Origin of the sequence: Bacillus cereus (assembly GCF_002577405.1) — a bacterium.
Classification (GTDB): Bacteria; Bacillota; Bacilli; order Bacillales; family Bacillaceae_G; genus Bacillus_A; species Bacillus_A cereus_AU.
Genome location: NZ_NULR01000019.1, coordinates 119039 through 144306 on the forward strand (window position 1 = coordinate 119039; position 25268 = coordinate 144306).

Genomic DNA, 25268 nt, shown 5'->3' on the forward strand with positions numbered 1-25268 from the left:
CATCCTTTTTATTCTGCAATTTTTTCTAAATTACCGTTTCGATCCATTCGGAAAGATGTTTGAGAACGTTCTTCGTCATCCATGACTGCCAATTTACGAGCGCGGTTCATAATATTCATAAGCGTTTCGTAATCTTCTTGTACAGTATGAGATTGCTTTTCTAATTTTTCTAGTTTCTTTTCTAGTTCTTCATTTCGAAGAATTTGTGCTTTAACTTCTTGTTTCAATCTCGTATTCTCGTTTTCAAGAGCTGTTACTTTTATATTTGAAGATCCGACTGTTTGTAAAAAGTAAATAACATCTTGCATTGTTATAGAGCTTTTTGAAGTAGGAGCAGTAGGTTCTTGGTATGGACTAACTTCTTTATATTGTACAGTTGTTTCTTGTTGCAGTAGTTCTTCATAATCCGTTATTTCTTCTGAAGCAGGTGGTGTATAAAGTAAACGTTTTTTCGCTTGTTCACCGCTCGCGGCACGCATTTTATCTTTACGATGTTTTTTTGCTAGTTGAAGAGCTTGTTCATAGCTATAGCGAACAACAGCATTCCAGCGGAAACCACAAGCAGCCGATGTGCGATTTAACTGATCTCCTACTTCTTCAAAGGCATTTAGTTGTGTACTTCCTTCTCGAACGTGACGAAGTACAGTTTCAGCAAGCAATAAATCATCTTCATCCGTCCAAGCATCTTGTCTTACTTTCATAGATTCAACTCCCTTTCTTTTTATGAACTTCCTATTTTTATAATGGGCAAAAAAATGAGCTTTTATACAAAGCTTTTAAAAATATGGTAGATTTCGATGGAAGGGATAAATTTTGCCATGAATGATGAAAGCTTCTCCAGAAGAACATATAAATATATAGCATTATATAGAGAACGGGCCCTGTATAGGGAAACTTGCAACGAGCTTCAAAGAACGGTAAAATACCATTTAGTGTTTATTTTTAAATGTACTTGAGAAAAGTTTGAAATAGAGGAAGTGTTATATATGGGAAACGAATTTCGTGTGTGCGATGATTGTCAGGCAACGAACGTTAAAACGTTGATTCCGAAATTAAAAAAAGTAGATTCATGTGCAACGATTGAAGTTGGATGCCAGTCTTACTGTGGCCCTGGTCGTAAAAAATCATTCGCATTTGTAAATAATCGTCCGGTTGCGGCTCCAACAGAAGATGAATTAATTACGAAAATTGAAGTAAAGCTAAATAAGTAAGAAAAAGAAGAGTGGGCAAATTCCTCTTCTTTTTTTTATGCCCATAAGAGGGGAAATTTATTCTATGAAAGTGCACTTGGTCGGAACTAACATTCAATGAAAGATGAGCGTCACTTGTTCATTAAAATTTCGATGTATATGAATTTGTATTTCAAAATAATGGTTGACAGCCTTTTAAAGCGATAGGTAGAATAGAAAGTGTCTGATTCTGAGAATCATTATCAGGAAAAGATCAATTCATCTTATTTTTTTAATACTATTTGAGAATAAATTTCATTTCATTAAATATATGTTGTTGGTTAGGATGGTTGAGGGATGGAAGCGAGCGCAAGGAGTATAGAACAGCAAGATATGAATGTTAAAGAGATTAAGAGCAGACCGCTCATTGCTTCTATTATTTTAATAGCAGGCACGATTTTGTTAGCTTTAAGTATGGCGGTTTCTATTTCGTTTGGTGCTGCTGATATTAGTTTAAAGACTGTATGGCAAGCTGTCTTTCAGTTTGATGGGTCTAACACGCATCATAACGTAATTCAAGAACTTCGCATGCCTAGAGCAATAGGTGGCGTAGTTGCAGGTGCCTTTTTAGCGGTATCAGGAGCAATTATGCAAGGTATGACGCGAAACCCACTTGCATCACCATCTTTAATGGGGATTACAGATGGCGCTGTATTCGGAATTGCAATTATGTATGCATTTTTCCCTAATTCACCTTATTTAATGTTCGTTATCGCATCTTTTATTGGAGCTGCTTTTGGTGCGAGCATTGTATATGGAATTGGGTCTTCTTCACCAGGTGGATTAACACCTGTGAAATTAGCTTTAGCAGGGGCAGCAATTAGTGCTTTATTAGGGGCCATTTCATCTGGAATTGCGCTGTATTTCAATCTTGCCCAAGAGGTAAGTATGTGGAATGCAGGCGGAGTTGCTGGAGTGAAATGGGAAAGTATTAATATGCTAGTGCCGATCGGTCTAGTTTGTCTCTTTATCGCAATTATGATGTCGAGGTATATTACGATTTTGAGCTTCGGTGAAGAGATTGCGATTGGACTTGGTCAAAATACGACATTAATTAAATTCATTGGAACAGTACTTGTTCTTGTGTTAACAGGTTCTGCGGTTTCTATGGCAGGATCGGTTGGATTTGTTGGTCTTGTAATCCCGCATATGACTCGTTTCCTTGTAGGCTCAGACTATAGGTGGGTTATTCCATGTTCTGCAGTCTTAGGTGGATTATTAATCGAGTGTGCAGATATGCTATCTCGCGTTATTAACCCGCCATTTGAAACACCAATTGGAGCAATTACAGCGCTAATTGGAGTTCCATTCTTCCTCTACTTAGCACGTAACGAAGGGAGAGGAAAAATGTGAGGACGAGCGTCTTAACAAAAAAGAACATTTCTGTTTTAACAATTTTAGTAGGATTAATCGTTACTGTATTTTTAGTAAGTTTAAATACAGGGACATTTAAAATACCGCCAATGGACGTATTAAAGTCATTGGTTGGACTTGGTGCTGAAGATCAGTCTGTTATTTTATTTGAATTCCGTATGCCACGTATGGTTATCGCTATACTAGTTGGATCTGCTTTAGCTATGTCAGGTGCGATTTTGCAGGGATTATCACGAAATCCACTTGCTGATCCAGGTATTATAGGTATTAACGCTGGAGCGGGATTAACAGTTGTTGTATTCGTATACTTTTTCTTTGGAAAAGTTGGGACTGGAACGCTATTATCAGTATTTATTCTTCCGTTCTTCGCATTAATCGGTGCGATATTGGCGGCGGTTATTATTTATTTATTAGCATGGAAAGATGGCGTTTCATCGACTCGATTAATATTAGTTGGTATTGCAGTTGCAGCAGGATTTAGTGCTGTTAGTTTAATTTTTTCTATGAAGATGACATCTAATGACTTCCGTTTTGCTACGATTTGGTTAGCGGGAAGTCTGTGGGGTACGGATTGGAAATTCGTTTTAAGCGTACTTCCATGGATGATGATTTTCTTACCACTTGCTATTAGCAAAGCACACATATTAAATGTAATGAACCTAGGTGATTCTACAGCAGTTGGCCTTGGTGTAAACGTAGAAAAAGAAAGACGGAAATTATTATTTATTGCAGTTTGTTTAGCAGGTGCATCTGTTGCTGTTGCCGGTGGTATTGGTTTTATCGGTTTAATGGCTCCGCATTTAGCGAGACGCCTTGTTGGTGGTAAACATCAAATTATGTTGCCCACAGCTGCATTAATAGGAACGTTCTTACTTTTATTTGCAGATGTAATTTCAAGAAGTGTGTTACCAACTTCAGAAATACCGGTCGGTCTAGTTATTTCTGTAATTGGTGCACCATATTTCATTTACTTACTTATGAGGACAAAATAAAGGGAGGCTTTTTGCATGGCAACTTTAGCAGTTGATGCGGTATCTGTTGGCTATAACGAAGGGTTAATTATTGATGGATTAACAGTTGAAATTCCAGAAGGGAAAATTACGACGATTATTGGACCAAATGGTTGTGGGAAGTCCACATTATTAAAAACAGCTTCTCGTATTTTGAAAGCAAAAAAAGGTACTGTTTATCTTGACGGAAAAGCAATTGAGAAACAGCCAACGAAAGAAATCGCAAAGAAAATGGCGATTTTACCACAAACTGCAGAAGTGCCAACAGGTCTTACTGTATTTGAACTTGTTTCATATGGACGTTTTCCTCATCAAAAGGGATTTGGGACATTGAAAGAAGAGGATTATCGCTACATTCATTGGGCACTTGAAGTGACGGGAATGACAGAATTCGCAAATCGCCCAGCAGAAGCGCTATCAGGTGGTCAACGTCAACGCGTATGGATTGCGATGGCTCTTGCACAAGGAACGGATTTACTCGTGTTAGATGAACCAACAACATACTTAGATATGGCTCATCAACTTGAAGTATTAAACTTACTGAAGAAGTTAAACCAAGAAGAAGGCAGAACGATTGTGATGGTTATTCACGATTTAAACCACGCTTCTCGTTTCTCTGATCATATGATTGCCTTAAAAGCTGGGAAGTTAATGAAGCAAGGAACGCCAGATGAGGTTATGACAAGTGAAACACTTCGTAACGTATTTGAGATCGAAGCGCAAATCGTTCCATGTCCAGTAAACTGTAAACCGATTTGTTTAACATATGATTTAGCGATGATTAATAATCAATTGCGTAAAAAAGCATAAGTAGAACCCCCTCTTTAAGAGGGGGACTTCTAATGGACGTTGAGCTTCTTACCCATGGATGGGAAGTTGAACGCCCGTTAGAACGGGCTATAAACAACGATTAATAAAAATATGTTGATTAATTGTTAACTTTGTTTCTTATAGTTCACTGTAACTTATAAGAGAAATACAGCGAGAAGGAGTGGGAACATGAAGAATTTTAAAATGGCACTATTAGCAATGGTACTAGTGGTTACTTCTGTACTATTTGCAGCTTGTTCTAACAAAGAAGAAGAAAAGAAAGCAGATGCGAAGGATGCGAAGATTGAAGAACGCACTGTACAACATGCAAAAGGGGAAATTAAAATTCCTGCAAACCCAAAGAAAATTGCTGACCTTAGTGGTTCAACAGAAGAATTATTAATCTTCGGTATGAAGCCAATTATTACTGCAAATACAACTCAAGAAAAAATTGATGGACATATCGCGAAAAAATTAGAAGGTGTAACACCAGTTGGCTCTGCTTGGGGCGATAAAATTAACATCGAAGCAGTAGCTGCTGCAAAACCAGACTTAATTCTTGTAAACAATCGTCAAGAAAAGATTTATGATCAATTATCTAAAATTGCACCAACAGTTATGTTAAAAACTCCATTAGATCAATGGCGTCCAAAATTCGAAGAAGTAGGTCAAATCTTCGGTAAAGAAAAAGAAACAGAAGAATGGTTCAAACAGTATGATGAAAAAGCAAGCAAATTACATGACAAAATCATCGCTAAAACTGGTGATGCAACATTCATGAAAATGGCTGCATATCCAAATGCTTTCCGTGTATACGGTGACTACGGTTACGGTAGCGTAATCTTTAATGATTTAAAATTACCAGCAGTTAAAGGCACACCAACTGACAAACCGCTAGTACAAGTACAAAAAGAAGCTTTAATCGATTACAATCCGGATTACCTATTTGTATTTACAACTGGTGATGGTTCTCAACGCTTAAAAGAATTCCAAGAAGAATCAATTTGGAAAAACATGAACGCTGTTAAAAACAACCACGTATTTACAATTAAAAATGAAGACTTAAACAAAGGTTACTTCCCACTAGGTAAAGAAATGATCTTAGACGAAGTTGCTGAGTTTGTTTTAGGAAAATAATGTATAACAAAAAATCACTTTTGCTTCGGTAAAGGTGATTTTTTCTTTTTGTAAAGGGAATTAATATAGTCTTTCATTTCTTTCTGTTTCCTATTTCGTTTATAATATATAGTAAGAATGCAGTAAGGAAAGGGGGATGTCGAAAAGTGGTATATTTAAACGACAAACTCAGCGAAACAAAAGTGTTTAAAGACCCAGTACATAAATATGTGCACGTGCGTGATCGCGTTATTTGGGATTTAATCGGAACGAAAGAATTTCAACGCTTGCGCCGTATTAAGCAGCTTGGAACGACTTTTTTTACATTTCACGGTGCAGAGCATAGTCGCTTTACTCATTCGTTAGGTGTATATGAAATTATTCGTCGTATGATTGATGATGTGTTTGATGGCAGACCAAATTGGAATGCTGAAGATAGATTATTATGTTTATGTGCGGCATTACTTCATGATGTCGGACACGGCCCATTTTCTCACTCGTTTGAAAAAGTATTTTCGTTAGATCATGAGAAATTTACGCAAAGGATTATCGTTGGTGATACGGAAATTAATCGTGTGTTAAGCCGTGTTGATAAGGATTTCCCGCAAAAGGTAGCAGATGTCATTGCGAAAACATCTACTAATAAATTAGCGATTAGTATGATTTCAAGCCAGATCGATGCAGATCGTATGGATTATTTATTAAGAGATGCATATTTTACTGGTGTAAAGTATGGGAACTTTGATATGGAGCGTATACTGCGCGTAATGCGACCATACGGAAATCAAGTAGTCATTAAAAATAGTGGTATGCATGCTGTAGAGCATTATATTATGAGCCGTTATCAAATGTATTGGCAAGTATATTTCCATCCAGTAACGCGTAGTGCAGAAGTTATTTTAACAAAGATTTTACACCGTGCGAAATCATTGCACGAGAAGTATTACACGTTTAAACATCACCCTGTTCATTTCTATTCTTTATTTGAAGAAGAAGTAACAGTAGAGGATTATTTAAAGCTAGACGAGAACGTTATGTATTATTACTTCCAAGTGTGGCAGGACGAAGAAGATCCAATCTTAAGTGATTTATGCCGTCGTTTTATGAACCGAAATCTATTTAAATATGTAGAGTTTACGGATAAGCATGGTTTAGATAATTGGATGGAATTAAGTAGCTTATTTAAAAAGATTGGGCTCGATCCAGAGTATTATTTAGTTGTTGATTCAACATCAGATTTACCGTATGACTTCTACCGCGCAGGAGAAGAAGAAGAGCGTCTACCAATCTTACTTCTGATGCCAAATGGAGAGCTTAGGGAGCTATCACGTGAATCGGATATTGTTGAGGCGATTACAGGTAAGAAGCGAACGGATCAAAAGCTATTCTATCCACATGATTTAATCTATGAAGATGGAAGAAAAGGAAAATATAAAGAGAGAATTATCGAGTTGTTAGAAGGAAAGAAATAAGAAGCAGCTAAGAGCTGCTTCTTATGAAAGAACTTGAAATTATTTGTCGCTTAAGCGTTTTCCGCCAACTGCATAATGGTTTTTAGACATTTCTTCGATGAAAACAACGATGTTTTCTTCTGGAGCACCAGTTGTTTCGCTTACTGCTGCTGTTACTTTCTCAGCAAGAGCTTTCTTTTGTTCTTCTGTGCGTCCTTCTAGCATTTTTACTGTTACGTATGGCATGTACAATCGCTCCTTTTATGTAAGTTACACTCTTATTATAGCGGATTATGGGGAAGAACAATCGAAAAAACAAATATTTTCTTTTTTGGACATATGAAAGGGAACATTGCAACTATTATCATCGCACACAAGGATAGATTTGTTTGGGATAGGATCGCACAGTTTCTTCATAAAATCGGAGTGGAAATCACTGTTGTTCATAATGAAAAATTATCTCCACAAAAAGAACTTGTTCAAGATTTGCTATCTATCATTCATGTATGTAGTCGTAGGGTATATGGATTGAGAAAATACAAAGAATGTCGGAGGATAAAGAGATATGAGAAGAGCATATTTTATAGAGATAAAACCGACAAATGAACAAATAACCAAGATTAATCAAACGATTGGAGTGTGCAGGTATGTTTACAATCTGTATCTCTCTAAAAACAAAGAGATGTATGAATCAGAGGGGAAGTTTTTGAGTGGATATGATTTTTCTAAATGGTTAAACAATGTCTATACAAAAGAATGTAGCCAATGGATTAAAGAGGTATCTAGTAAAGCGGTAAAACAGGCCATTATGAATGGAGATAAAGCTTTTAAAAGATTTTTTAAGGGCTTATCTGGATTTCCACGTTATAAGAAAAAGAAGAATCAAGATGTGAAATGCTATTTTCCGAAAAACAATAAAACAGATTGGACAGTAGAAAGACATAGAGTAAAAGTCCCAACGATTGGTTGGATGAGGTTAAAAGAATATGGGTATATCCCCAAAAATACGATTGTAAAAAGTGGAACGATATGTAAAAGGGCAGGAAGATATTTTGTGTCCGTGCTTTGTGAATTGGAAGAAACAAAAGCGAAGCAAGCACTCCATTCAACAGGTTTAGGGATTGATTTAGGGGTGAAGGATTTCGCTGTACGTAGCGATGGAAAAACTCACAAAAATATAAATAAAACAGTAAAAGTAAAAAAGATAGAAAAACGGTTAAAACGTGAACAACGCTCTTTATCGCGNNAAAAGAGCGAATATAGATAAAAACATTCTTAGGGTGCAAAAACTACATGCTCGATTAGCAAATATTCGACTTGAGTATGTAAAGTCTATTGTAAATGACGTGGTGAAAACCAAGCCAGCGTTTATTACAGTGGAAGATTTGAATGTGAAAGGTATGCTGAAGAATAAACATCTATCTAAAACAATTGCTAAGCAGTCTTTTTATACATTTAAAACGTGGCTTTTGACTAAATGTGAGGAATATGGAATTGAATTACGTCAAGTAGATACATTCTATCCCTCGTCAAAGTTGTGCTCATGTTGTGGTCAAAAGAAAGCAAATTTAAAACTATCGGACCGAGGATATGAATGTAAATGTGGCAATGTAATGGATAGAGATTTGAACGCAGCGATCAACCTTTTACAAGCAAAAGAATATACAATACTAACGTAAATAGATTGTATATATGTACGGTGGGCTACATCGGAATTTACGCCTGTGGAGTGTTACAGCAAACTGTAGTAGCGAGTTAGTGGCGAGACAGGACACATAGAAGCAGGAATACTCTAAGAATGTACATTTGTTTATATTTTTAGTAGCAGTTGAAGTATGGATCAGTTATTTAGATATCCATTGCAAGAAATCCCGTTAGTAGCAATGGCGATTATTATTGCGTTATCTGTGCATGAATTTGCGCATGCATATGTTGCATATAAATTTGGAGACGATACAGCAAAGAGACAAGGCCGTTTAACATTATCGCCGATGGCACATTTAGACCCTATCGGTATGATTGCAGTATTAATTCTTGGGTTCGGTTGGGCAAGACCAGTACCTGTTAACCCATATAACTTTAAAAGACCGCGTCTTGCAGGGATATTAGTTTCTATCGCGGGACCGATAAGTAATCTTATCTTAAGTGCAATTGGTTTAATTATTTGGTATAGCTTAATAACATTTGGTGTGTTAGATGCAATTCCACCCGCAGTAGGAAAGACGTTAAGTCAATTCTTCCAAATTTTCATTGGGCTTAATATTGTTTTACTTGTATTTAACTTATTGCCAATCCCGCCACTTGATGGGTATCGCGTTGTGGAAGATTTAGCACCAGCAAATATTCGTGCAAAAATGACACAGTATGAAAAGTATGGAGCAATTGCGTTATTAATTCTTGTTATTACACCGCTTAGTAATTACACAATTCAGCCTATTTTCAATGTTGTCATTCCGTATGTATTAGTATTTTTAGACAGTATCATTGCGCCTATTTTTGGGCTTTTATAATTATTAAGCGAGGAGGAATTTACATATGACAGAGAAGAAGAAAAAAATCGGTTTTAATATTGTAAAAAATGATTCAACAGATGGACATGGTGGATTTGGCGTTGGGGCATTAAGCCTAGAAAATATTTCACCTGTATTTGTTGATGTATTAGAAAAAAATGCTTTTGTTGATATTGGTGCGATGCATGCACGTAGCACAGTGGAAAAAGGAATTAAGTTTTTAACGAATAAAGATGAAGTTCCAAACGGAAAACCATTTTGGCTTGTTTGGGTAACGATTGAAAGAACACCAAAAGGTGCATATTACGCAGGTGTAACTGCTTGTGAAATGACAGTTGATCGTGAAATTCGCCGTGGATATAAATCACTTCCGGAGCACGTAAACAAAATGGATAAATCATTAAAGCGTCACATTATGGTTGACCATATGGATGAGTCTTCTAAAAAAGTACTTGGTACATTCTTGAAAGAACATAACGAAGCAATTTGGAACGAGTCTAGTGAAGAATTGCGTCATGCATTATTAGGTGAATAAAAGAAAAGGATGTCCCGTAAGTCGATTGTTTTGACTAGGTGACATCCTTTTTATTTTGGAATCGCCTCGCTTTTACCAAGGAAGATATTTTTTCCACCAACTTGTTTTCTTCTTTTCTTCAGTAGTTTTTTCAAATTCTTCTTTATCGTCGACGTGATCCATACAATACTCTGTGGGTTCTGTACCTTTTGCGAAATACATTTTCACAGAAATTGGACAATTTTTTGTGGCAATCTTCCCATTTTCTGGGTTAATATTAACCGCTACGACGTCACTTGGTTGTTTAAATTCTTTTTTAGGTTGTCCATCTAAGCCTTTTTCCATCGTATCGGTCCATATTTTTTTCGCATATCCTTGTTCTGCTACGTTTGAAATCGATTTAGGTTGATCGTATCCAATCCATACACCAGTTACAATTTGCGGGGTAAATCCAATCATCCAACTATCCGTTTCAGTAGAACCAGATTTCCCGGCGTATTCTCTTGATAGTTTGGGTAACATCGATTGCCCGGTTACAGCGGCATAACTGCTTAGTTTTTTATTAAACATGCCAGTCATCATTTCTTCCATCACAAACGCTTTGCTCTTGTCGAGAACTTGTTTACTCTCCAAATGAGCATCGTATAACATATTCCCTTCGTGATCCATAATACGGCGAATGAAAATAGGTTTTACTTCTTTTCCACCGTTTGCAAACATGCTATAAGCATTGACCATTTCAATTGGTTTTACAGGAGATGTGCCGAGAGCAAGAGACGGAACATCTTTTAATGCGCTAGTAATACCAAATTGTTTCGCTGTTTTTGTAAGAATGTCTTCGCCTAAAAATAAATTCGTTTTCACAGCATATACGTTATCAGAAACGGCGAGTGCCTGTGCCATTGTCACAAAATCGTCTGCATAATAATTTTTATAATTTTTTGGCTTATACTTTGATACGCCATCGCCCAAAGTGAACACAGTGTATTCGCTTTTTAAGCGCGTAGCAGGCGTGAATCCTCGTTCTAAAGCTGCATAATATAGAAATGGCTTAAATGTAGAACCAGGCTGGCGAGCGGCTTGTGTAGCCCTGTTAAATTGACTCGTATTATAATCGGTTCCCCCAACAAGGGCAGCCACTTCACCTGTTTTTGGATTCATGGAGACGAGAGCAGTTTGTATGTTTGTTGTGTCAGGAATATGGTCTTTTACAGCTTGCTCAGCTACAGCTTGTAATTTAGGATCTAGCGTTGTATAAATACGCAAGCCACCTCGCTGTAAAGCTTGCTCATCTAATCCGATATCACGAAGAAGAGAGGCCTGTACAGCATCTTGGAAATAAGGTGCAATCTCTGCCACTTTTTTCGTATCTAATGAGGCGAAGGTCAGCTTTTCTTTTTTTGCTGAAGTGGCTTGCTGTTTTGTAATAAATCCTTGTTCTATCATTTCATCTAATATGAGAGATTGTCTTCCTTTCGCACGTTCTTCTTTTAAGAAGGGAGAGTAGACGCTTGGTCCTTTCGGGATACCTGCGAGCATACTCGCTTCTGCTAATGTTAATTCTTTTGCTGTTTTATCAAAATATAGACGGGATGCAGCTTCGATACCGTAAGCGCCATGTCCATAATAAATTGTATTTAAATATCCTTCTAAAATATGATTTTTATTATAATTCACTTCAAGGCGGACAGTGTACATTGCCTCTAATAGTTTCCGTTTCCACGTTTTATCATGATCTAAATACAGATTACGTGCGTATTGTTGTGTAATCGTACTAGCTCCTTGTACTTTTGCCATCGCTTTTAAATCAGCAATAATTGCACCTGCGATACGTTTCATATCGAAGCCATGATGTTTATAGAACCTTTGATCTTCAATAGAAAGTGTCGCTTCTTTTACATAAGGAGAAATTTCATTAAGAGAGACATTGTAACGTTTTTGTACTTCGTTACTTTGTCCAATAACGGTATCATCGTTCGCGTAAAAGACGCTTGTTTGCGGGACCGCAACAGGAGGAGGTCCCATAATTTTTGCAACTATAAGAATAACAAAAAAGGAAAAAACGAAGAAAAGGACGCAAGAAAACATTGCGGTGAAGAAAAGACGTTTATATTTTTTAAGTTTTGGATTCATAGTTTGATCCATCTTTTTTCAGCCCCTCATTAATACAAGCGTTATTGTATTAGTATTGAAGGTTTTGAGTTATTTTAAACAATGAAATTTCGAAAATAAAAAAGCCCCTTCCATTAAGAAAGGAGCTCAAAGGCACGTGCTGGCCAATCGGTAATAATGACGTCTACGCCATAATCAATCATAGTTTGTAAATCTTTGTATTCATTAATGGTGTAAGGGCGAAAAATGTATCCTTGCCCCTGTGCTAATTGGACAAACTCTTTCGTTAATAATTGAAAGTTTGGGTGTAATCCAGTTGCTTCTCGTTTTTTTGCTTCAGCAATAGGATCTGCAAGTGGTGTATCGTACAAAATTGCTCTTGGAATTTCTGGAGCAATTTCTGCTAATAATGAAATAGAGTCGTGGTTAAATGATGAAAATATAATTTGATTAGATAGATGATATTCTCGAACAAGAGCAATGACTTTTTCTTCGATAGTTGGATAGTGAATCACATCTGTTTTTAGTTCAATGTTAAGTTGTAAATTTGTTGTAGAGAGCCAAATAAATACTTCTCGTAACGTTGGAATTTTTGCTTCATGAAAAGAAGGATCTTTAAAGCTACCGGCATCTAAAGCTTGTAATTCTTCTACAGTTTTCTCGGAAACAAGTCCCACGCCATTTGTTGTACGATCTACTGTTTCGTCGTGAATTACGACAAGTTCACCCTCTTTTGATAAATGGACATCAAGTTCAATTCCATGAGCGCCAACGCGTTCAGCTTCTTGGAAGGCGATCATCGTATTTTCGGGATGTGTTCCTTTTACCCCGCGGTGAGCGAAAATAAGTGGTTTACTCATGTGAAATTCTCCTTATCGTCTCTTTTCTTTCATTATGAAACTGCTTGGGAAAAAATACAATTGAACAGGGGAAATATTTACAAAAATCTAACAGTTGCATAAAAGTTAACGTTAACGTAAAATGTAACAGTCGGGTGAAGGGAGGAATAAACATGTATAAAATCGATGAAGTAACAAAGCAAGTTGGTTTAACAAAGCGTACACTTCGTTATTATGAGGAAATTGGTTTAATTCATCCCCCAGAACGTAGTGAGGGGAACATTCGTCTGTATACTGACGAGGACATTGCAAGAATTAAAAGGATTGTAGAAGCGAAAGAAGTACTTGGAATTACACTTCAAGAAATGCAGCAGTTCTTATCGTTAAAAGAAAGAATGGAGCAAAGAAGAAATAGCGAGAACCCCCGTGACCGCGAAGTGATTCAAGAAATTAAAGAGATGCTTGCAAAACAAGTGCAAACGCTAGACGAGAAAATGGAGCAAATGCAGCGTGTGAAGGCGGAGCTCGAGGATAGCTTACATCGTGCAGTGACATTTTTAGATAGTACAAAAGGAGAGTAATCAAAATGGAGAGCAAACAAAAATTAGGGAGATTGATTACGGTGATCGCTACCTTCCTTGCCTTTTCTGGTATAGGGGTAGTCGATCCGATTTTACCAAGTATTGCTGAACAAATTGGTGCCTCGCATTGGCAAGTCGAGATGTTATTTACAGCATATATTTTAACGATGGCAATTATGATGTTACCAGCTGGAATATTTGCATCAAGATTTGGTGATAAACGAATGATGACAATTGGTCTTGCGATTGTAACTGTATTTGCTTTTATATGCGGTATATCGCAAACGATTGCTCAATTATCTATTTTCCGCGCAGGGTGGGGATTAGGAAATGCGATGTTCTTCGCAACGGCGATGACATTATTAATTGCATTAAGTAAAGAAGTTCATGAAGCAGTAGGATTATATGAAGCAGCTATCGGTTTAGGGATGGCAGGCGGACCGTTATTAGGTGGTATATTAGGTGGACATTCTTGGCGTTACCCATTTTTCGCAACGAGTATTTTAATTTTCTTAGCATTTATTTTAGTTTTCTTTTTTGTAAAAGAACCAGAGCGAAAAGTGAAGCGTAAAGCAGCAGGCATGGGAGAATTACTTAACTTAGTGAAGTATAAACCATTTATGCAAGGTGCCATTTCAGGGATGTTATATTACTATGGATTTTTCGTTGTTTTAGCATATTCACCACTTATTATGCATTTATCTGCCATTCAATTAGGTTTTGTATTTTGTGGATGGGGATTAGCGCTAGCTTACGGATCAGCAATTTTAGCGCATAAGCTAGAAGGTAAATATGAACCGAAAACAGTATTAAAAGGTAGTTTACTCGTATTTGCGATGTTATTAATTGCGCTATTCTTCGTGAAAATTATGTGGTTACAAATCGTGTTAATCGTTCTATCTGGATTAGCATCAGGATTAAATAACGCGTTATTTACAAGTTATGTAATGGATATTTCACCTTATGAAAGATCTATTACATCAGGTGTTTATAACTTCGTTCGTTGGTTAGGAGGCGCGATTGCTCCTATTTTATCAGGAATTATCGGGCACACAGTTTCACCGCAAAGCCCGTTTTTAGTCGGTGGAATTGTTGTATTAGTTGGTTGTATTATGATTTTAATTCCAATTCGTAAACCGGTAGAAGTAGAGACGAAGGCCCTTTCTTAGGAAAGGGTTTTCTTTCCTATTACAGAGCAAACCCTGTTCACATATATGTTAGAACGCTCTGACTAAAATATATTTTCGGTATTTTTATACTTTTAACTATACTTTTTGGATGTTTTGTTTTATTTTTGTTAGGGGACATTAATGATGTCCCTATTATAAATTTGCATTGAAAGGCGTGATTGTACGATGGAACTATGGTTCACTGAAAAACAAACAAAACATTTTGGAATTACGGCGCGTATTAACCGCACATTACATACGGAGCAAACAGAATTCCAAAAACTTGATATGGTTGAAACGGAAGAGTTCGGAAACATGCTTATTTTAGACGGCATGGTTATGACGACAGAAAAAGACGAGTTCGTTTATCATGAAATGGTAGCGCACGTACCTTTATTTACACATCCAAACCCTGAAAACGTTTTAGTTGTAGGTGGTGGTGATGGCGGTGTTATTCGTGAAGTGTTAAAACACCCAAGCGTAAAGAAAGCAACTCTTGTTGAGATTGATGGGAAAGTAATTGAGTACTCTAAACAGTACTTACCATCAATTGCAGGCGCATTAGACAATGAGCGTGTAGAAGTGAAAGTAGGAGACGGTTTCCTACACATCGCGGAAAGCGAAAATGAATATGACGTAATTATGGTAGATTCTACTGAGCCAGTAGGACCAGCAGTAAACTTATTTACGAAAGGTTTCTACGCTGGAATCTCTAAGGCGTTAAAAGAAGACGGTATTTTCGTTGCGCAAACGGACAACCCTTGGTTCACACCAGAATTAATTACGACTGTGTTTAAAGATGTAAAAGAGATTTTCCCAATTACTCGTTTATACACAGCAAACATTCCAACATACCCAAGTGGTCTTTGGACATTCACAATCGGATCTAAAAAACATGATCCACTAGAAGTAAGTGAAGAGCGTTTCCACGAAATTGAAACGAAATACTACACAAAAGAATTGCACAATGCAGCATTCGCATTACCGAAATTTGTTGGCGATTTAATTAAGTAAGAAAATCGAATTTTAACAAATAAAGTGTAAATAGCTCATTTAAGGTGTTTGTCCAGAAGACTTGAACATGCTAGCTATTTACACTTCTGTAAAGAAAATCGTCTTCTTGTTATGAAACAGAAGACCCCGGTAAATCGAGAAAGAGGAGCAGTGTGCTCCAAATTTGAGAAATATGAAAGGTTGGGATACCTTAAGTTCCACATAAGGAGGAAAAGAATATGCGTTTTGATGAAGCTTATTCAGGTAAAGTATTTATTAAAAGTCATCCAAGTTTTGAAGAGTCAAAGGTAGTTATTTACGGGATGCCTATGGATTGGACAGTAAGTTACCGTCCGGGATCTCGCTTTGGCCCTGCACGTATTCGTGAAGTATCAATCGGTCTTGAAGAGTATAGTCCGTATTTAGATCGTGAACTAGAAGAGGTAAAATATTTTGATGCGGGTGATATCCCATTACCATTCGGAAATGCACAACGCAGCTTAGACATGATTGAAGAGTATGTATCAAAACTTTTAGATGCCGATAAGTTTCCACTAGGTCTCGGCGGTGAGCACTTAGTGTCTTGGCCAATTTTTAAGGCAATGGCAAAAAAATATCCGGATTTAGCAATCATCCATATGGATGCTCATACTGATTTACGTGAATCTTATGAAGGGGAGCCTTTATCCCACTCTACACCAATTCGTAAAGTGTGTGATTTAATTGGTCCGGAAAACGTATATTCTTTCGGAATTCGTTCTGGAATGAAGGAAGAATTTGAATGGGCGAAAGAAGTAGGTATGAACTTATACAAATTTGACGTACTAGAACCGTTAAAAGAAGTATTACCGAAACTTGCAGGACGCCCAGTCTATGTCACAATCGACATTGACGTATTAGACCCAGCTCACGCTCCAGGAACAGGAACGTTAGAAGCTGGAGGTATCACATCTAAAGAATTATTAGATTCCATCGTGGCAATTGCAAATTCAAATATAAATGTAGTTGGAGCAGACCTAGTAGAAGTAGCTCCAGTCTACGACCATAGTGACCAAACACCAGTCGCAGCAAGCAAATTCGTGCGGGAAATGCTGCTCGGCTGGGTAAAGTAAAAGTGAAGCCGACTGTTTAGACCCGGTGACTAAGGTTCTTTCCTGCAAAAGGTGCTTTTTACCTTTTGGCAGGGAAGGTTCTTAGACGCAAGGGCCTAGGAGGCGTAACTGGATAGTAATAAAAGCGGAAGCGGCTCGTTCAGAATCGCAGGTCATTTGAACGCTCGACCGAGAGTGTGAAATGGCCGGAGATTCTAGCTGCCGTAACTGAATAAAATAAGGGCCTCCTACATGAATAGGGGGCCCTTATTTTTTGTTATGTGTCGGTAAGTCGATACATTAAAAAACCATGGCGAGCCATGAAAAAAAGAGTTATTCTCAAGCGATGAGAATAACTCTTTTTCTTATGCCACGTTCTCTTCCGAATTAATTCCGCGAATTTCATCAGCAGAGCGGATTGGATATTTGCGGAATACAATTGATCCAACGTATCCAACAATAGTCGTAACGATTCCGCATAATACAGCAGCGATCGTTACTTTTATAACGTCATTAAATCCGAATAAGACAAGAAGCCCTGGAATTGGTGATGCTGTTCCTGGCGCATTATTAACGAGCTGGAATAGGGACGTAATAATACCGGCAAGTGCACCGCCAACGAAGTTTGTCGCATAAATTGGAATTGGATTTGCTGAGACTACATCAGCTTGTGTTAAAGGCTCGATTGCTACAGCAATTGTATCTTTCTTTGAACAAATTTTTAGTCGTTTAAAGAAAATAAAGTTCATTGGGGCTGAAGCTGCTACGGCAAGACTACCAATTGCCATTGGTAAACCTGTTAATCCAAGCATGGCAGTTAGTGCCATAGAACTTAATGGGGAGGTAGAAATAACTGTTATCAATCCACCAAGCATAATACCCATAATGATAGGACTTTCTGTAGTTGCAACTGAAATCATAGAACCGATTTTAACGAGTGTTGCGTTAACGAGCGGATCCATAAGCATGGCCATTCCGCGTGAAATTGGTGCGGCAATAAATAAAATTGCTAAAAATTCTACACCAGCTGGTAATTTCTTTTCGAGAAATTTCACGATGAATGCACAAATGTATCCAGCGAAAAATCCTGGTAAAATACCGAATCCACTAGTAGCGATACCGATTAAAACAGCGTATACGGGTGAAACGCCAATTGCTAATGCTACTAAAATCGCTGCTGCGACACCGCTCATACTACCAGAAGCTTCTCCTACTGATTGTAAAAAGTCATTATGAAACATTTCCCCACCGATATAACGGTGAAATGCTTCAACAAGAAAACTTGCGATTGCTGCATTAGCTAAAGCACCCATTGCTTTCATTCCGTAAGGAGCACGGTAACTAAAAAGTGTAAATAGACAGAGTACAACAAGTAATAGTGCTAAACCTTGCAAGATAGCCATTTGAAAACTGTCTCCTTTGATTTTTGTAATAAAGTGAAACTTTAATCAGTGGGGGGTGTCCGTTCCCGTTGATTATTAGCCTTCACCAATCGGGCATTTACGGGCAGTTATCTCCTACCTACCTTTCTCGTATTCGCCGTATTTTGAGGTGGAAGTCTTACTGCCTGCAAATAGCGGGATAAAAATTCGTATCATTCAATAATAATATAAAAGTTCATTAAACGGAAAAAATTTTTGCCCAGAAATTGCTGTAAGGTGAAAAATCCTTACAATAATGTAAGGGAAGTGTAAGGCATTTCGATAGAGTATAGTCTGCTTTTTTTCGTATAATACAGGTATAGACATATGGTTAGCGAGAAAGAAGTGCAAACAGGAGGCACGTGTATGAAATTGGTAATTAAAGTTTTAGCTGTGTTCGCTATTATTTTAGGGGGAACAGCATATTATTTAAACACAAAAACAGAAGGTGTGCATGCTTTTGTAGATAACTTCTTTTCAAATAAAGAAATACAAGATTATTATGCAGTTATAGATAAAGGTGAGAAAAAAGACGATGAATATTTGTATACATTTAAAGGGTATACAGAAGACGGAAAGTTACAAGTTATTAAAAGAATGATGAATCGTGAATTGCATACAGGTGCTTTTATAAAAATTTATGCAAAAGGTATGCAGGGAAAAGGATGGGCTGAAATCTCGAAAGAGTCGATCCCGCAAAAGGCACTGCAAAAGATAGAAAAACCATAAAAGGAGCGAATCATTCGCTCCTTTTTAGTGCGTTAAAATTGTGATAGATGTATTCTCTTTGCTCGAAATGATTTTTGCCGTGCCCCCAATTGGGAAAGTGAAAATAGGAGTTGTATGTCCGAAACTTGCGTTTGCGATGATAGGGATATGCGCAAGTTCAGGCTTTGAAACAATCATTTCCTGTATGTCTTCGATTGTACAATCTGCTCCTTTTTGCATTCTTCCTATAATAATGCCTTTTACATATTCAAAATCTTGTTGCTGCATAAGGGAATGTAAATAACGATCAAAAGTTTTAAGAGTAGCTTTTCCAGTTAAGCTATCTTCTTCAAGAAATAATAATTTATCTCGCAAGTTCGGCAAGTATGGTGTACCTTGCAGTAAATTTAAAGTGCTCATATTGCCGCCAATAATATCTCCTGTCGCTTCTCCTTCTTGAATCGAAACATATCCTTCATTTTTAATAAATTCTCGATTTTCTTGATCAACATACCAAGAGTCATCGCTCCACATTTCAGATGGCCTAATTTCAATAGGCTCATTAGAAGTTAAGCATTTTAAAAAGTAATCGGTTGTATAATCGAGCCCTTTCTCCATTCCGAATGAAGAGAAGTGAGGTCCTGAATATGTAACTAAGCCTGTTTTTGTATAAATTGCGTTATTTAAAGCAGTAATATCAGAATAGCCACAGAAAAACTTTGGATTTTCACGAATTAAATCGTAATCGAGATATTTCAATAAACCATTAGAGTTGTATCCGCCAAGTGTTGTCAAAATGGCTTTTACATTAAGGTCTCTAAATGCTTCGTGGAGGTCTTGGACGCGTGAAGAAATAGAAGAGGAAGAGAATCGGTCTATCTCTTCAGCGTGTTTTGAGAAAGTAACTTGAAAGCCCATGTCGGTTAATCTTTTTATAGCGAGATTTCTATTTTCATTTGAGACAATACTTAAACTACAAGATGGTGAAATAACCCTTATTTCATCACCTTTTTTTAATTTTGTTGGTAGCAATCGGTTCACCTCTTTAATTAATGGAATATTTTGATTTTAAAAATATTTTATCATATGAAATAAAGTGGAGGTTAATTATTTTTTGAAAAGGAGTTTTCCTGATTTTTCAGCAGACAGACAGAGTCTTTTTTTGATATGATAGGAAAAGTGATTTATTATAAGTAGTATTTAATATCTATAACATTTGAAAGGTGTGCAAGACGTGAAGAAACAACTTGCAGGCTTGCCGGTACACGTTCATTTCGTAACAGAAATCCGTGAAGGGGCGAGGAAGGAAACCGTTGCTTTTGAAGCAAATGGTCAATACTATGTAAAAGGTCAAGGTACATATGTAACATTCCAAGAGCCGAACGAACAAGGCGAAGTGAAAACAATTATTAAAATTCAAGATGAACAAGTTCTCATTATGCGTTCAGGTGCTATTTCTATGCGTCAGACGCATGTGAAAGGTGAATGGACAACTGGTACGTATACGAGTGAACTTGGTACGTTTGCATTGCAAACGAAAACTGATAATGTTCTTTTTAAATGGTCGGATGAAAAGAAAAAAGGACAACTCTTCTTAACGTACGCATTGCTTCTAAGTGAACAAGAAGCTGGCAGATATACAATTACAATTAATTTGAAGGAGGCAAAATAATGAATTCTTTAGAACAAGTAAAAGGATTAATTAAAGAAGAAATTCAAGCTGCTGTATTAAAGGCAGAATTAGCAACAGAAGAACAGATTCCAAACGTTATATTAGAATCTCCAAAAGATAAAACAAATGGTGATTTCTCTACAAATATGGCAATGCAACTTGCACGCGTTGCGAAAAAAGCACCTCGTATGATTGCAGAAGAATTAGTTGCAAACTTCGATAAAGCAAAAGCTTCTATTGAAAAAATTGAAATCGCTGGTCCTGGTTTCATTAACTTCTACATGGATAATAGCTACTTAACAGACTTAATCCCAACAATCGTTAGCGCTGGTGAAGCTTACGGTGAAACGAATACTGGTAAAGGTGAAAAAGTACAAATTGAGTTCGTATCTGCGAATCCAACAGGCGACCTTCACTTAGGACATGCACGTGGTGCGGCAGTAGGTGACACTTTATGTAACGTATTAGCAAAAGCAGGATACGATGTATCTCGTGAGTACTATATTAATGACGCTGGTAACCAAATTCATAACTTAGCTCTTTCTGTTGAAGCTCGTTACATGCAAGCTTTAGGTTTAGAGAAAGAAATGCCAGAAGACGGTTACCATGGCGCGGACATCATTGGAATCGGTAAACGTTTAGCTGAAGAATTTGGCGATCGTTATGCGAAGGCTGATGAGAAAGAAAGCTATGAATTCTACCGTGAATACGGTTTGAAATATGAGTTAGCAAAACTTCAAAAAGACTTAGAAAGCTTCCGTGTTAAGTTCGATGTATGGTTCTCAGAAACATCATTATACAAAAACGGAAAAATCGATGCTGCACTTGCAGTATTAAAAGAGCGTGACGAGATCTTTGAAGAAGGCGGTGCAACTTGGTTCCGTTCTATGACTTACGGTGACGATAAAAACCGTGTATTAATTAAAAACGACGGTTCTTACACATACTTAACGCCAGATATCGCTTACCACCGTGACAAGTTAGAGCGTGGTTTCGATAAATTAATCAACATTTGGGGTGCTGACCACCATGGTTACATTCCTCGTATGAAAGCTGCTATTCAAGCGTTAGGTTACGATAAAGAAACACTTGAAGTAGAAATCATCCAAATGGTACAACTGTACCAAAATGGTGAAAAAATGAAGATGAGTAAGCGTACAGGTAAAGCAGTTACACTTCGTGAGCTTATGGAAGAAGTAGGCGTGGACGCAATGCGTTACTTCTTCGCAATGCGTAGCGGTGATTCTCATTTAGACTTTGATATGGACTTAGCTGTTTCAAAATCTAATGAAAACCCAGTATACTATGCACAATATGCTCATGCTCGCGTATGTAGTATTCTTCGTCAAGGTGAAGAGTTAGGATTAGCTACAGGTGGAGACGTGAATTACAAACTTGTTACTTCTGAGAAAGAAGTAGAGTTACTGAAAAAGCTTGGTGAATTCCCAGCTGTAGTTGCGGATGCAGCGCAAAAACGCCTGCCACACCGTATTACAAGCTATGCATTTGAATTAGCAGCAGCATTACACAGCTTCTACAATGCAGAAAAAGTATTAAACCAAGATAACTTAGAATTAAGTAAAGCTCGTTACGAATTAATGAAAGCAGTACGCACTACACTTCAAAATGCATTAGCAATCGTAGGAGTATCTGCACCAGAAAAGATGTAGTCAAGGAAAGATATCTATTTTTGTTTAGAATTGATATACAAGCTGATATATAAACTTCTGATTAGTCTATAGACTGATCAGAAGTCAAAGAAAGAAGAGCGCCGAAAAGTCGTGTGGCTTGCTAAGGGGAAGTTGAAACAGAAAAAGAGATGGCAAAGCTATCTCTTTTTCTATGCCAATTTTCTAATATAAATACATGTGAAAAATATATGTTATGGTGATGAAGTGAAAATAGTAAAATAACAATTAACTATTGATTTTTAGGAACGATTCTAGAATAATAGACTGTTGGGGGAAAGTTATTAAAAAGCCATACATGTATTATTAGTTGGTGGAATGTTAATAGGACATGGTGTGATTGTTGTAAAAAGCATTGTTACAGATATGCCAAGTAATAAAATAATAATTCATCTAGCCAAGTACCTAAACAATTAGTAATTAATCTTGAAAACTTCCAACTTAGTTAAGAAACTAGAGGTGGTATGTTTAAAATAGTACATATAGTACAATTAAAGTTTTCATGATTTGATAAAAAATAATGAAAGGATATAAATCTTTTAGTTTTGATATTATCATCATATATAAGCTCATTTTAATTCTTCGACATAGCCATGGAATCCATTAGGCAAAGTGTTTTTCTCGACACTCATTTATATACTCCAAAAATGAAAAGGCTGAATTTCGTATTTCTGCACGATTTACATGAAATCGGTCGACAATCATACTTTTTTAGTTACTCCCAAATTCGTTCCACTGCATTTAAATTTGGAGAATATGACTTCATATTGCATAGGCGACCAATACTTCATCTAGGGCGTTTTTAATTATATAATGCTGTTGGTAGAGGGCTTCTTGTTCTACTTGTTTCGGTGTGTAGGTCGTTGTAAACACAAAACGTTTTAACATATGGCCAATTTCACCGCAATTTATAATGGCGGAAAACGCATCTTCAATAACATCTTTTAGAATATGAGTATCCAAGTATGTTTCACAGTTGTAACTTTCCTCGACTGATATGCTAATTTCGATTATAGATGGTACTTCTTGTTATTCTTTAGGAGGATAAGTAAGGAAGTTGACCAAATGCATAGTTACTATGAAGTAGTTCGTTCATACTTGCCAGCAATGAAATTTTTATATTTATAGAGGAAACGTTTGCATGGATTTGAAGAAATCCCGAAAGTTTTACAGCATAATAAGACGACAATGGCTGTCAGGAGCTTTATCGTGAGTGCTTTTCAAATTGTCTCCTTCTAACTTTGAAGTTATTCTGTGGTCCGTTCATGTGTATGTGTAATTTGAATTTCTTTTTCAAAATTTGCCCTGTATCTGTTTTTGTTAAACAGTATATACGGGAAACAAGATGTCGGAGAAATTAGATGAATCTACATAAGAGTCAGACTGCAAGTTTCTAAGTAATAGAAGGATTGAAAAAGAGGAAAAGATGATAATAGCTGTCAAACATATGTTAGTAAATTGGCTTAATGGCATTGAATTGTAGAATCTTTGTCATAGTATGTTTGCACCAGAATCTATCTGCATTTAATTTTATAGGGGGAATCAAACAAGTATGTATTTAAAAAGAATAACTTCGATTTTTTCGATTATAATGATTTTCATGTTTACTATAGGCCAGAGTCTTTTACCTATAGTAGCAAATGCACAAGAGTTAAATACAGCAGGACTTGTGGATGGTTTTACGATTGATAAAACAAACCTACAATATGGAGAACAGACTAAAATAAATGTAACCTTCAGTGAAAAAGCTGAAGTTAAGCTGAAGGCTGGGGACACACTAACATTGACACTGCCTCCAGAATTAAAAGGGTTTAAGGGACAGATACAGTTAGATGATTATGGTACTTGTCAAGTAAGTGGAGATAAGGTGGTATGTACATTTAATGACAAGGTGGAACAACGTGAAAATATTAAAGGACACTTTAATTTTACGATTCAAGCTACCAATGTAGCAACGGATGAAACGAAAGTTGTTGAAACAAATCTAGGTACAAATTTAGATAAGCAAACTGTAACGATTACTGGTCCAACTAGTGGTGGTGGTACAGATCCTGGAGAGCAATCGTTTTCTGATAAAGTTGGTGACATTCAGCCAGACAATACTGATGAAGTGCGTTGGTTCTTGAGAATAAACAATAACAAAGAAAAATTAAATTCTGATATTGTTGTGACTGATAGTTTGCAAGAAGGTCAAACGCTTAATAAAGGCAGTTTCTATATATACGTTAATAATGCTACTTACTTATCACTTGAAACCTTTGAAACGCAAGGTTATGGGAAGATTACGTTTGTTGACGATAAGTCATTTGAAGTTGTGATTAATAAAGATAAAGCCAGTGGTAATACATTTTCAATTGGTTATACAGCTACTATAACGGAAGCCGGAAAGAAACTAGAATCTTTTAAGAATGATTATAAGATTGAATACCAAGTGGTTGACAAAGACAAAGTTTCTACAACAGATAGCGCCACAGTCAAAAATATAGAATCTAGCGGTGGTGCTGAAGGTGAATTACCTTCAAAGGGAACGCTAAGAATTGTTAAGCACCTTGAAGGAAATGAAGAAAAAGTAATACCGAATGTCAAGTTTAAGTTGTATAAAGAGTTGGGTGAACAAGTTGGGGATGAATATACAACAGATGAAAAAGGTATAATCGAAATCAAAGGTTTAACACCAGGTAAATATTATGTGCAAGAAGTTTCAGCTCCAAACTATATTGATTTTGATCCACAGGCAAAAGTAGAGTTTGAAGTGAAAGCAGATGCTGTAAATGGAATTAAGTTGCCGATTTCTAATAAAGTGAAAACTACATCCATTACAGGAACAAAGACGTGGTATGACTACAATAACAAGTTCGGCAAACGCCCAGAAAGCATTACGGTTCAATTGCTTCAAAATGGAACAGAGTTCCAAACAAAAGAAGTGAAAGGCGATAAGGCTGTCGATAACTGGACTTTCAGTTTCACAGATCTACCAAAG

23 protein-coding genes and 1 pseudogene are annotated in these 25268 nt (G+C 36.8%); 17 read left to right on the forward strand and 7 right to left on the reverse strand.

Annotated features, from left to right (window positions below; all coding sequences use genetic code 11):
• Nucleotides 1-8 precede the first annotated feature (8 nt).
• Nucleotides 9-701 carry an RsfA family transcriptional regulator gene (locus COC96_RS22430; protein ID WP_098268617.1) on the reverse strand — a complete coding sequence of 231 codons (693 nt, stop codon included), beginning with the start codon at nt 699-701 and terminating at the stop codon, nt 9-11.
• A gap of 285 nt (nt 702-986) precedes the next feature.
• Between COC96_RS22430 and COC96_RS22435 the strand changes: the two genes are divergently transcribed.
• The 6 genes from COC96_RS22435 to COC96_RS22460 all read left to right on the forward strand — a co-directional run bounded on the left by COC96_RS22435 (nt 987) and on the right by COC96_RS22460 (nt 7011).
• Nucleotides 987-1211, forward strand: coding sequence for a DUF1450 domain-containing protein (locus tag COC96_RS22435; protein ID WP_000526076.1), 225 nt, complete (start codon nt 987-989; stop codon nt 1209-1211).
• A 315-nt stretch (nt 1212-1526) separates the two neighbouring features.
• On the forward strand, nt 1527-2582 hold the full coding sequence (locus tag COC96_RS22440; protein ID WP_098268618.1) for a FecCD family ABC transporter permease: 1056 nt from the start codon (nt 1527-1529) through the stop codon (nt 2580-2582).
• Entirely contained in the window at nt 2579-3595 is a 1017-nt protein-coding gene (locus COC96_RS22445; protein ID WP_098268619.1) for a FecCD family ABC transporter permease, read from the forward strand. The genes COC96_RS22440 and COC96_RS22445 overlap by 4 nt, the downstream gene beginning before the upstream one ends.
• A 15-nt stretch (nt 3596-3610) precedes the next feature.
• Complete coding sequence (locus COC96_RS22450) at nt 3611-4423, forward strand: ABC transporter ATP-binding protein (RefSeq protein ID WP_098268620.1); 813 nt, start codon at nt 3611-3613, stop codon at nt 4421-4423.
• Between the two features lie 189 nt (nt 4424-4612).
• Nucleotides 4613-5560 (forward strand): ABC transporter substrate-binding protein, encoded by a 948-nt coding sequence (locus COC96_RS22455; RefSeq protein ID WP_088231929.1) that lies wholly within the window; start codon nt 4613-4615, stop codon nt 5558-5560.
• A 146-nt stretch (nt 5561-5706) separates the two neighbouring features.
• Complete coding sequence (locus tag COC96_RS22460) at nt 5707-7011, forward strand: HD domain-containing protein (RefSeq protein ID WP_088231930.1); 1305 nt, start codon at nt 5707-5709, stop codon at nt 7009-7011.
• Between the two features lie 39 nt (nt 7012-7050).
• Here COC96_RS22460 and COC96_RS22465 read toward each other — a convergent pair whose 3' ends face one another.
• Nucleotides 7051-7236, reverse strand: coding sequence for a 2-hydroxymuconate tautomerase (locus COC96_RS22465; protein WP_001147171.1), 186 nt, complete (start codon nt 7234-7236; stop codon nt 7051-7053).
• A gap of 319 nt (nt 7237-7555) precedes the next feature.
• Between COC96_RS22465 and COC96_RS22470 the strand changes: the two are divergent.
• The 3 genes and pseudogenes from COC96_RS22470 (at nt 7556) to COC96_RS22485 (ending at nt 10035) form a co-directional block, all read left to right on the forward strand.
• A pseudogene (locus COC96_RS22470) lies at nt 7556-8669 on the forward strand (RNA-guided endonuclease InsQ/TnpB family protein).
• A 156-nt stretch (nt 8670-8825) separates the two neighbouring features.
• Complete coding sequence (locus tag COC96_RS22480; protein ID WP_098268622.1) at nt 8826-9500, forward strand: site-2 protease family protein; 675 nt, start codon at nt 8826-8828, stop codon at nt 9498-9500.
• Nucleotides 9501-9525: 25 nt separating this feature from the next.
• Entirely contained in the window at nt 9526-10035 is a 510-nt protein-coding gene (locus COC96_RS22485; protein ID WP_098268623.1) for a YwhD family protein, read from the forward strand.
• Nucleotides 10036-10107: 72 nt separating this feature from the next.
• Here COC96_RS22485 and COC96_RS22490 read toward each other — a convergent pair whose 3' ends face one another.
• Both COC96_RS22490 and COC96_RS22495 read right to left on the reverse strand, forming a co-directional pair.
• Nucleotides 10108-12159, reverse strand: coding sequence for a transglycosylase domain-containing protein (locus COC96_RS22490; protein ID WP_098268624.1), 2052 nt, complete (start codon nt 12157-12159; stop codon nt 10108-10110).
• Nucleotides 12160-12260: 101 nt separating this feature from the next.
• Entirely contained in the window at nt 12261-12986 is a 726-nt protein-coding gene (locus COC96_RS22495; RefSeq protein WP_098268625.1) for a glycerophosphodiester phosphodiesterase, read from the reverse strand.
• A 152-nt stretch (nt 12987-13138) separates the two neighbouring features.
• On the opposite strand from COC96_RS22495, the gene COC96_RS22500 reads away from it, so the two are divergent.
• The 4 genes from COC96_RS22500 to speB all read left to right on the forward strand — a co-directional run bounded on the left by COC96_RS22500 (nt 13139) and on the right by speB (nt 16820).
• The gene (locus tag COC96_RS22500) at nt 13139-13546 is read left to right on the forward strand and encodes a MerR family transcriptional regulator (protein ID WP_097902435.1); all 408 of its coding nucleotides are present in this window, start codon (nt 13139-13141) and stop codon (nt 13544-13546) included.
• A 5-nt stretch (nt 13547-13551) separates the two neighbouring features.
• The gene (locus COC96_RS22505; protein ID WP_098268626.1) at nt 13552-14715 is read left to right on the forward strand and encodes an MFS transporter; all 1164 of its coding nucleotides are present in this window, start codon (nt 13552-13554) and stop codon (nt 14713-14715) included.
• Between the two features lie 186 nt (nt 14716-14901).
• A complete protein-coding gene (gene speE / locus COC96_RS22510) occupies nt 14902-15729 on the forward strand; it encodes a polyamine aminopropyltransferase (RefSeq protein WP_000424696.1) in 828 nt (275 codons plus the stop codon).
• Nucleotides 15730-15947: 218 nt separating this feature from the next.
• On the forward strand, nt 15948-16820 hold the full coding sequence (gene speB / locus COC96_RS22515) for an agmatinase (RefSeq protein ID WP_001209831.1): 873 nt from the start codon (nt 15948-15950) through the stop codon (nt 16818-16820).
• 344 nt (nt 16821-17164) lie between these two features.
• Here the strand turns inward: speB and COC96_RS22525 are convergent, their stop codons facing one another.
• Nucleotides 17165-18202 carry a PTS sugar transporter subunit IIC gene (locus COC96_RS22525; RefSeq protein WP_098769401.1) on the reverse strand — a complete coding sequence of 346 codons (1038 nt, stop codon included), beginning with the start codon at nt 18200-18202 and terminating at the stop codon, nt 17165-17167.
• Between the two features lie 384 nt (nt 18203-18586).
• On the opposite strand from COC96_RS22525, the gene COC96_RS22530 reads away from it, so the two are divergent.
• A complete protein-coding gene (locus COC96_RS22530) occupies nt 18587-18949 on the forward strand; it encodes a YxeA family protein (RefSeq protein WP_098268628.1) in 363 nt (120 codons plus the stop codon).
• A 24-nt stretch (nt 18950-18973) separates the two neighbouring features.
• Here the strand turns inward: COC96_RS22530 and COC96_RS22535 are convergent, their stop codons facing one another.
• Nucleotides 18974-19960, reverse strand: coding sequence for a S66 family peptidase (locus COC96_RS22535; protein WP_098268629.1), 987 nt, complete (start codon nt 19958-19960; stop codon nt 18974-18976).
• Nucleotides 19961-20162: 202 nt separating this feature from the next.
• Here COC96_RS22535 and COC96_RS22540 point away from each other — a divergent pair, with 202 nt between their 5' ends.
• Together COC96_RS22540 and argS are read left to right on the forward strand one after the other, a co-directional pair.
• Nucleotides 20163-20600, forward strand: coding sequence for a DUF1934 domain-containing protein (locus tag COC96_RS22540; protein WP_000744343.1), 438 nt, complete (start codon nt 20163-20165; stop codon nt 20598-20600).
• The gene (gene argS / locus COC96_RS22545; RefSeq protein WP_097902430.1) at nt 20600-22270 is read left to right on the forward strand and encodes an arginine--tRNA ligase; all 1671 of its coding nucleotides are present in this window, start codon (nt 20600-20602) and stop codon (nt 22268-22270) included. The genes COC96_RS22540 and argS overlap by 1 nt, the downstream gene beginning before the upstream one ends.
• Nucleotides 22271-23050: 780 nt before the next feature.
• Here argS and COC96_RS22550 read toward each other — a convergent pair.
• On the reverse strand, nt 23051-23251 hold the full coding sequence (locus COC96_RS22550) for a hypothetical protein (protein ID WP_098268630.1): 201 nt from the start codon (nt 23249-23251) through the stop codon (nt 23051-23053).
• A gap of 589 nt (nt 23252-23840) precedes the next feature.
• Between COC96_RS22550 and COC96_RS22555 the strand changes: the two genes are divergently transcribed.
• A partial coding sequence (locus COC96_RS22555; protein WP_142340029.1) for a collagen binding domain-containing protein occupies nt 23841-25268 on the forward strand: 1428 nt, incomplete at its 3' end.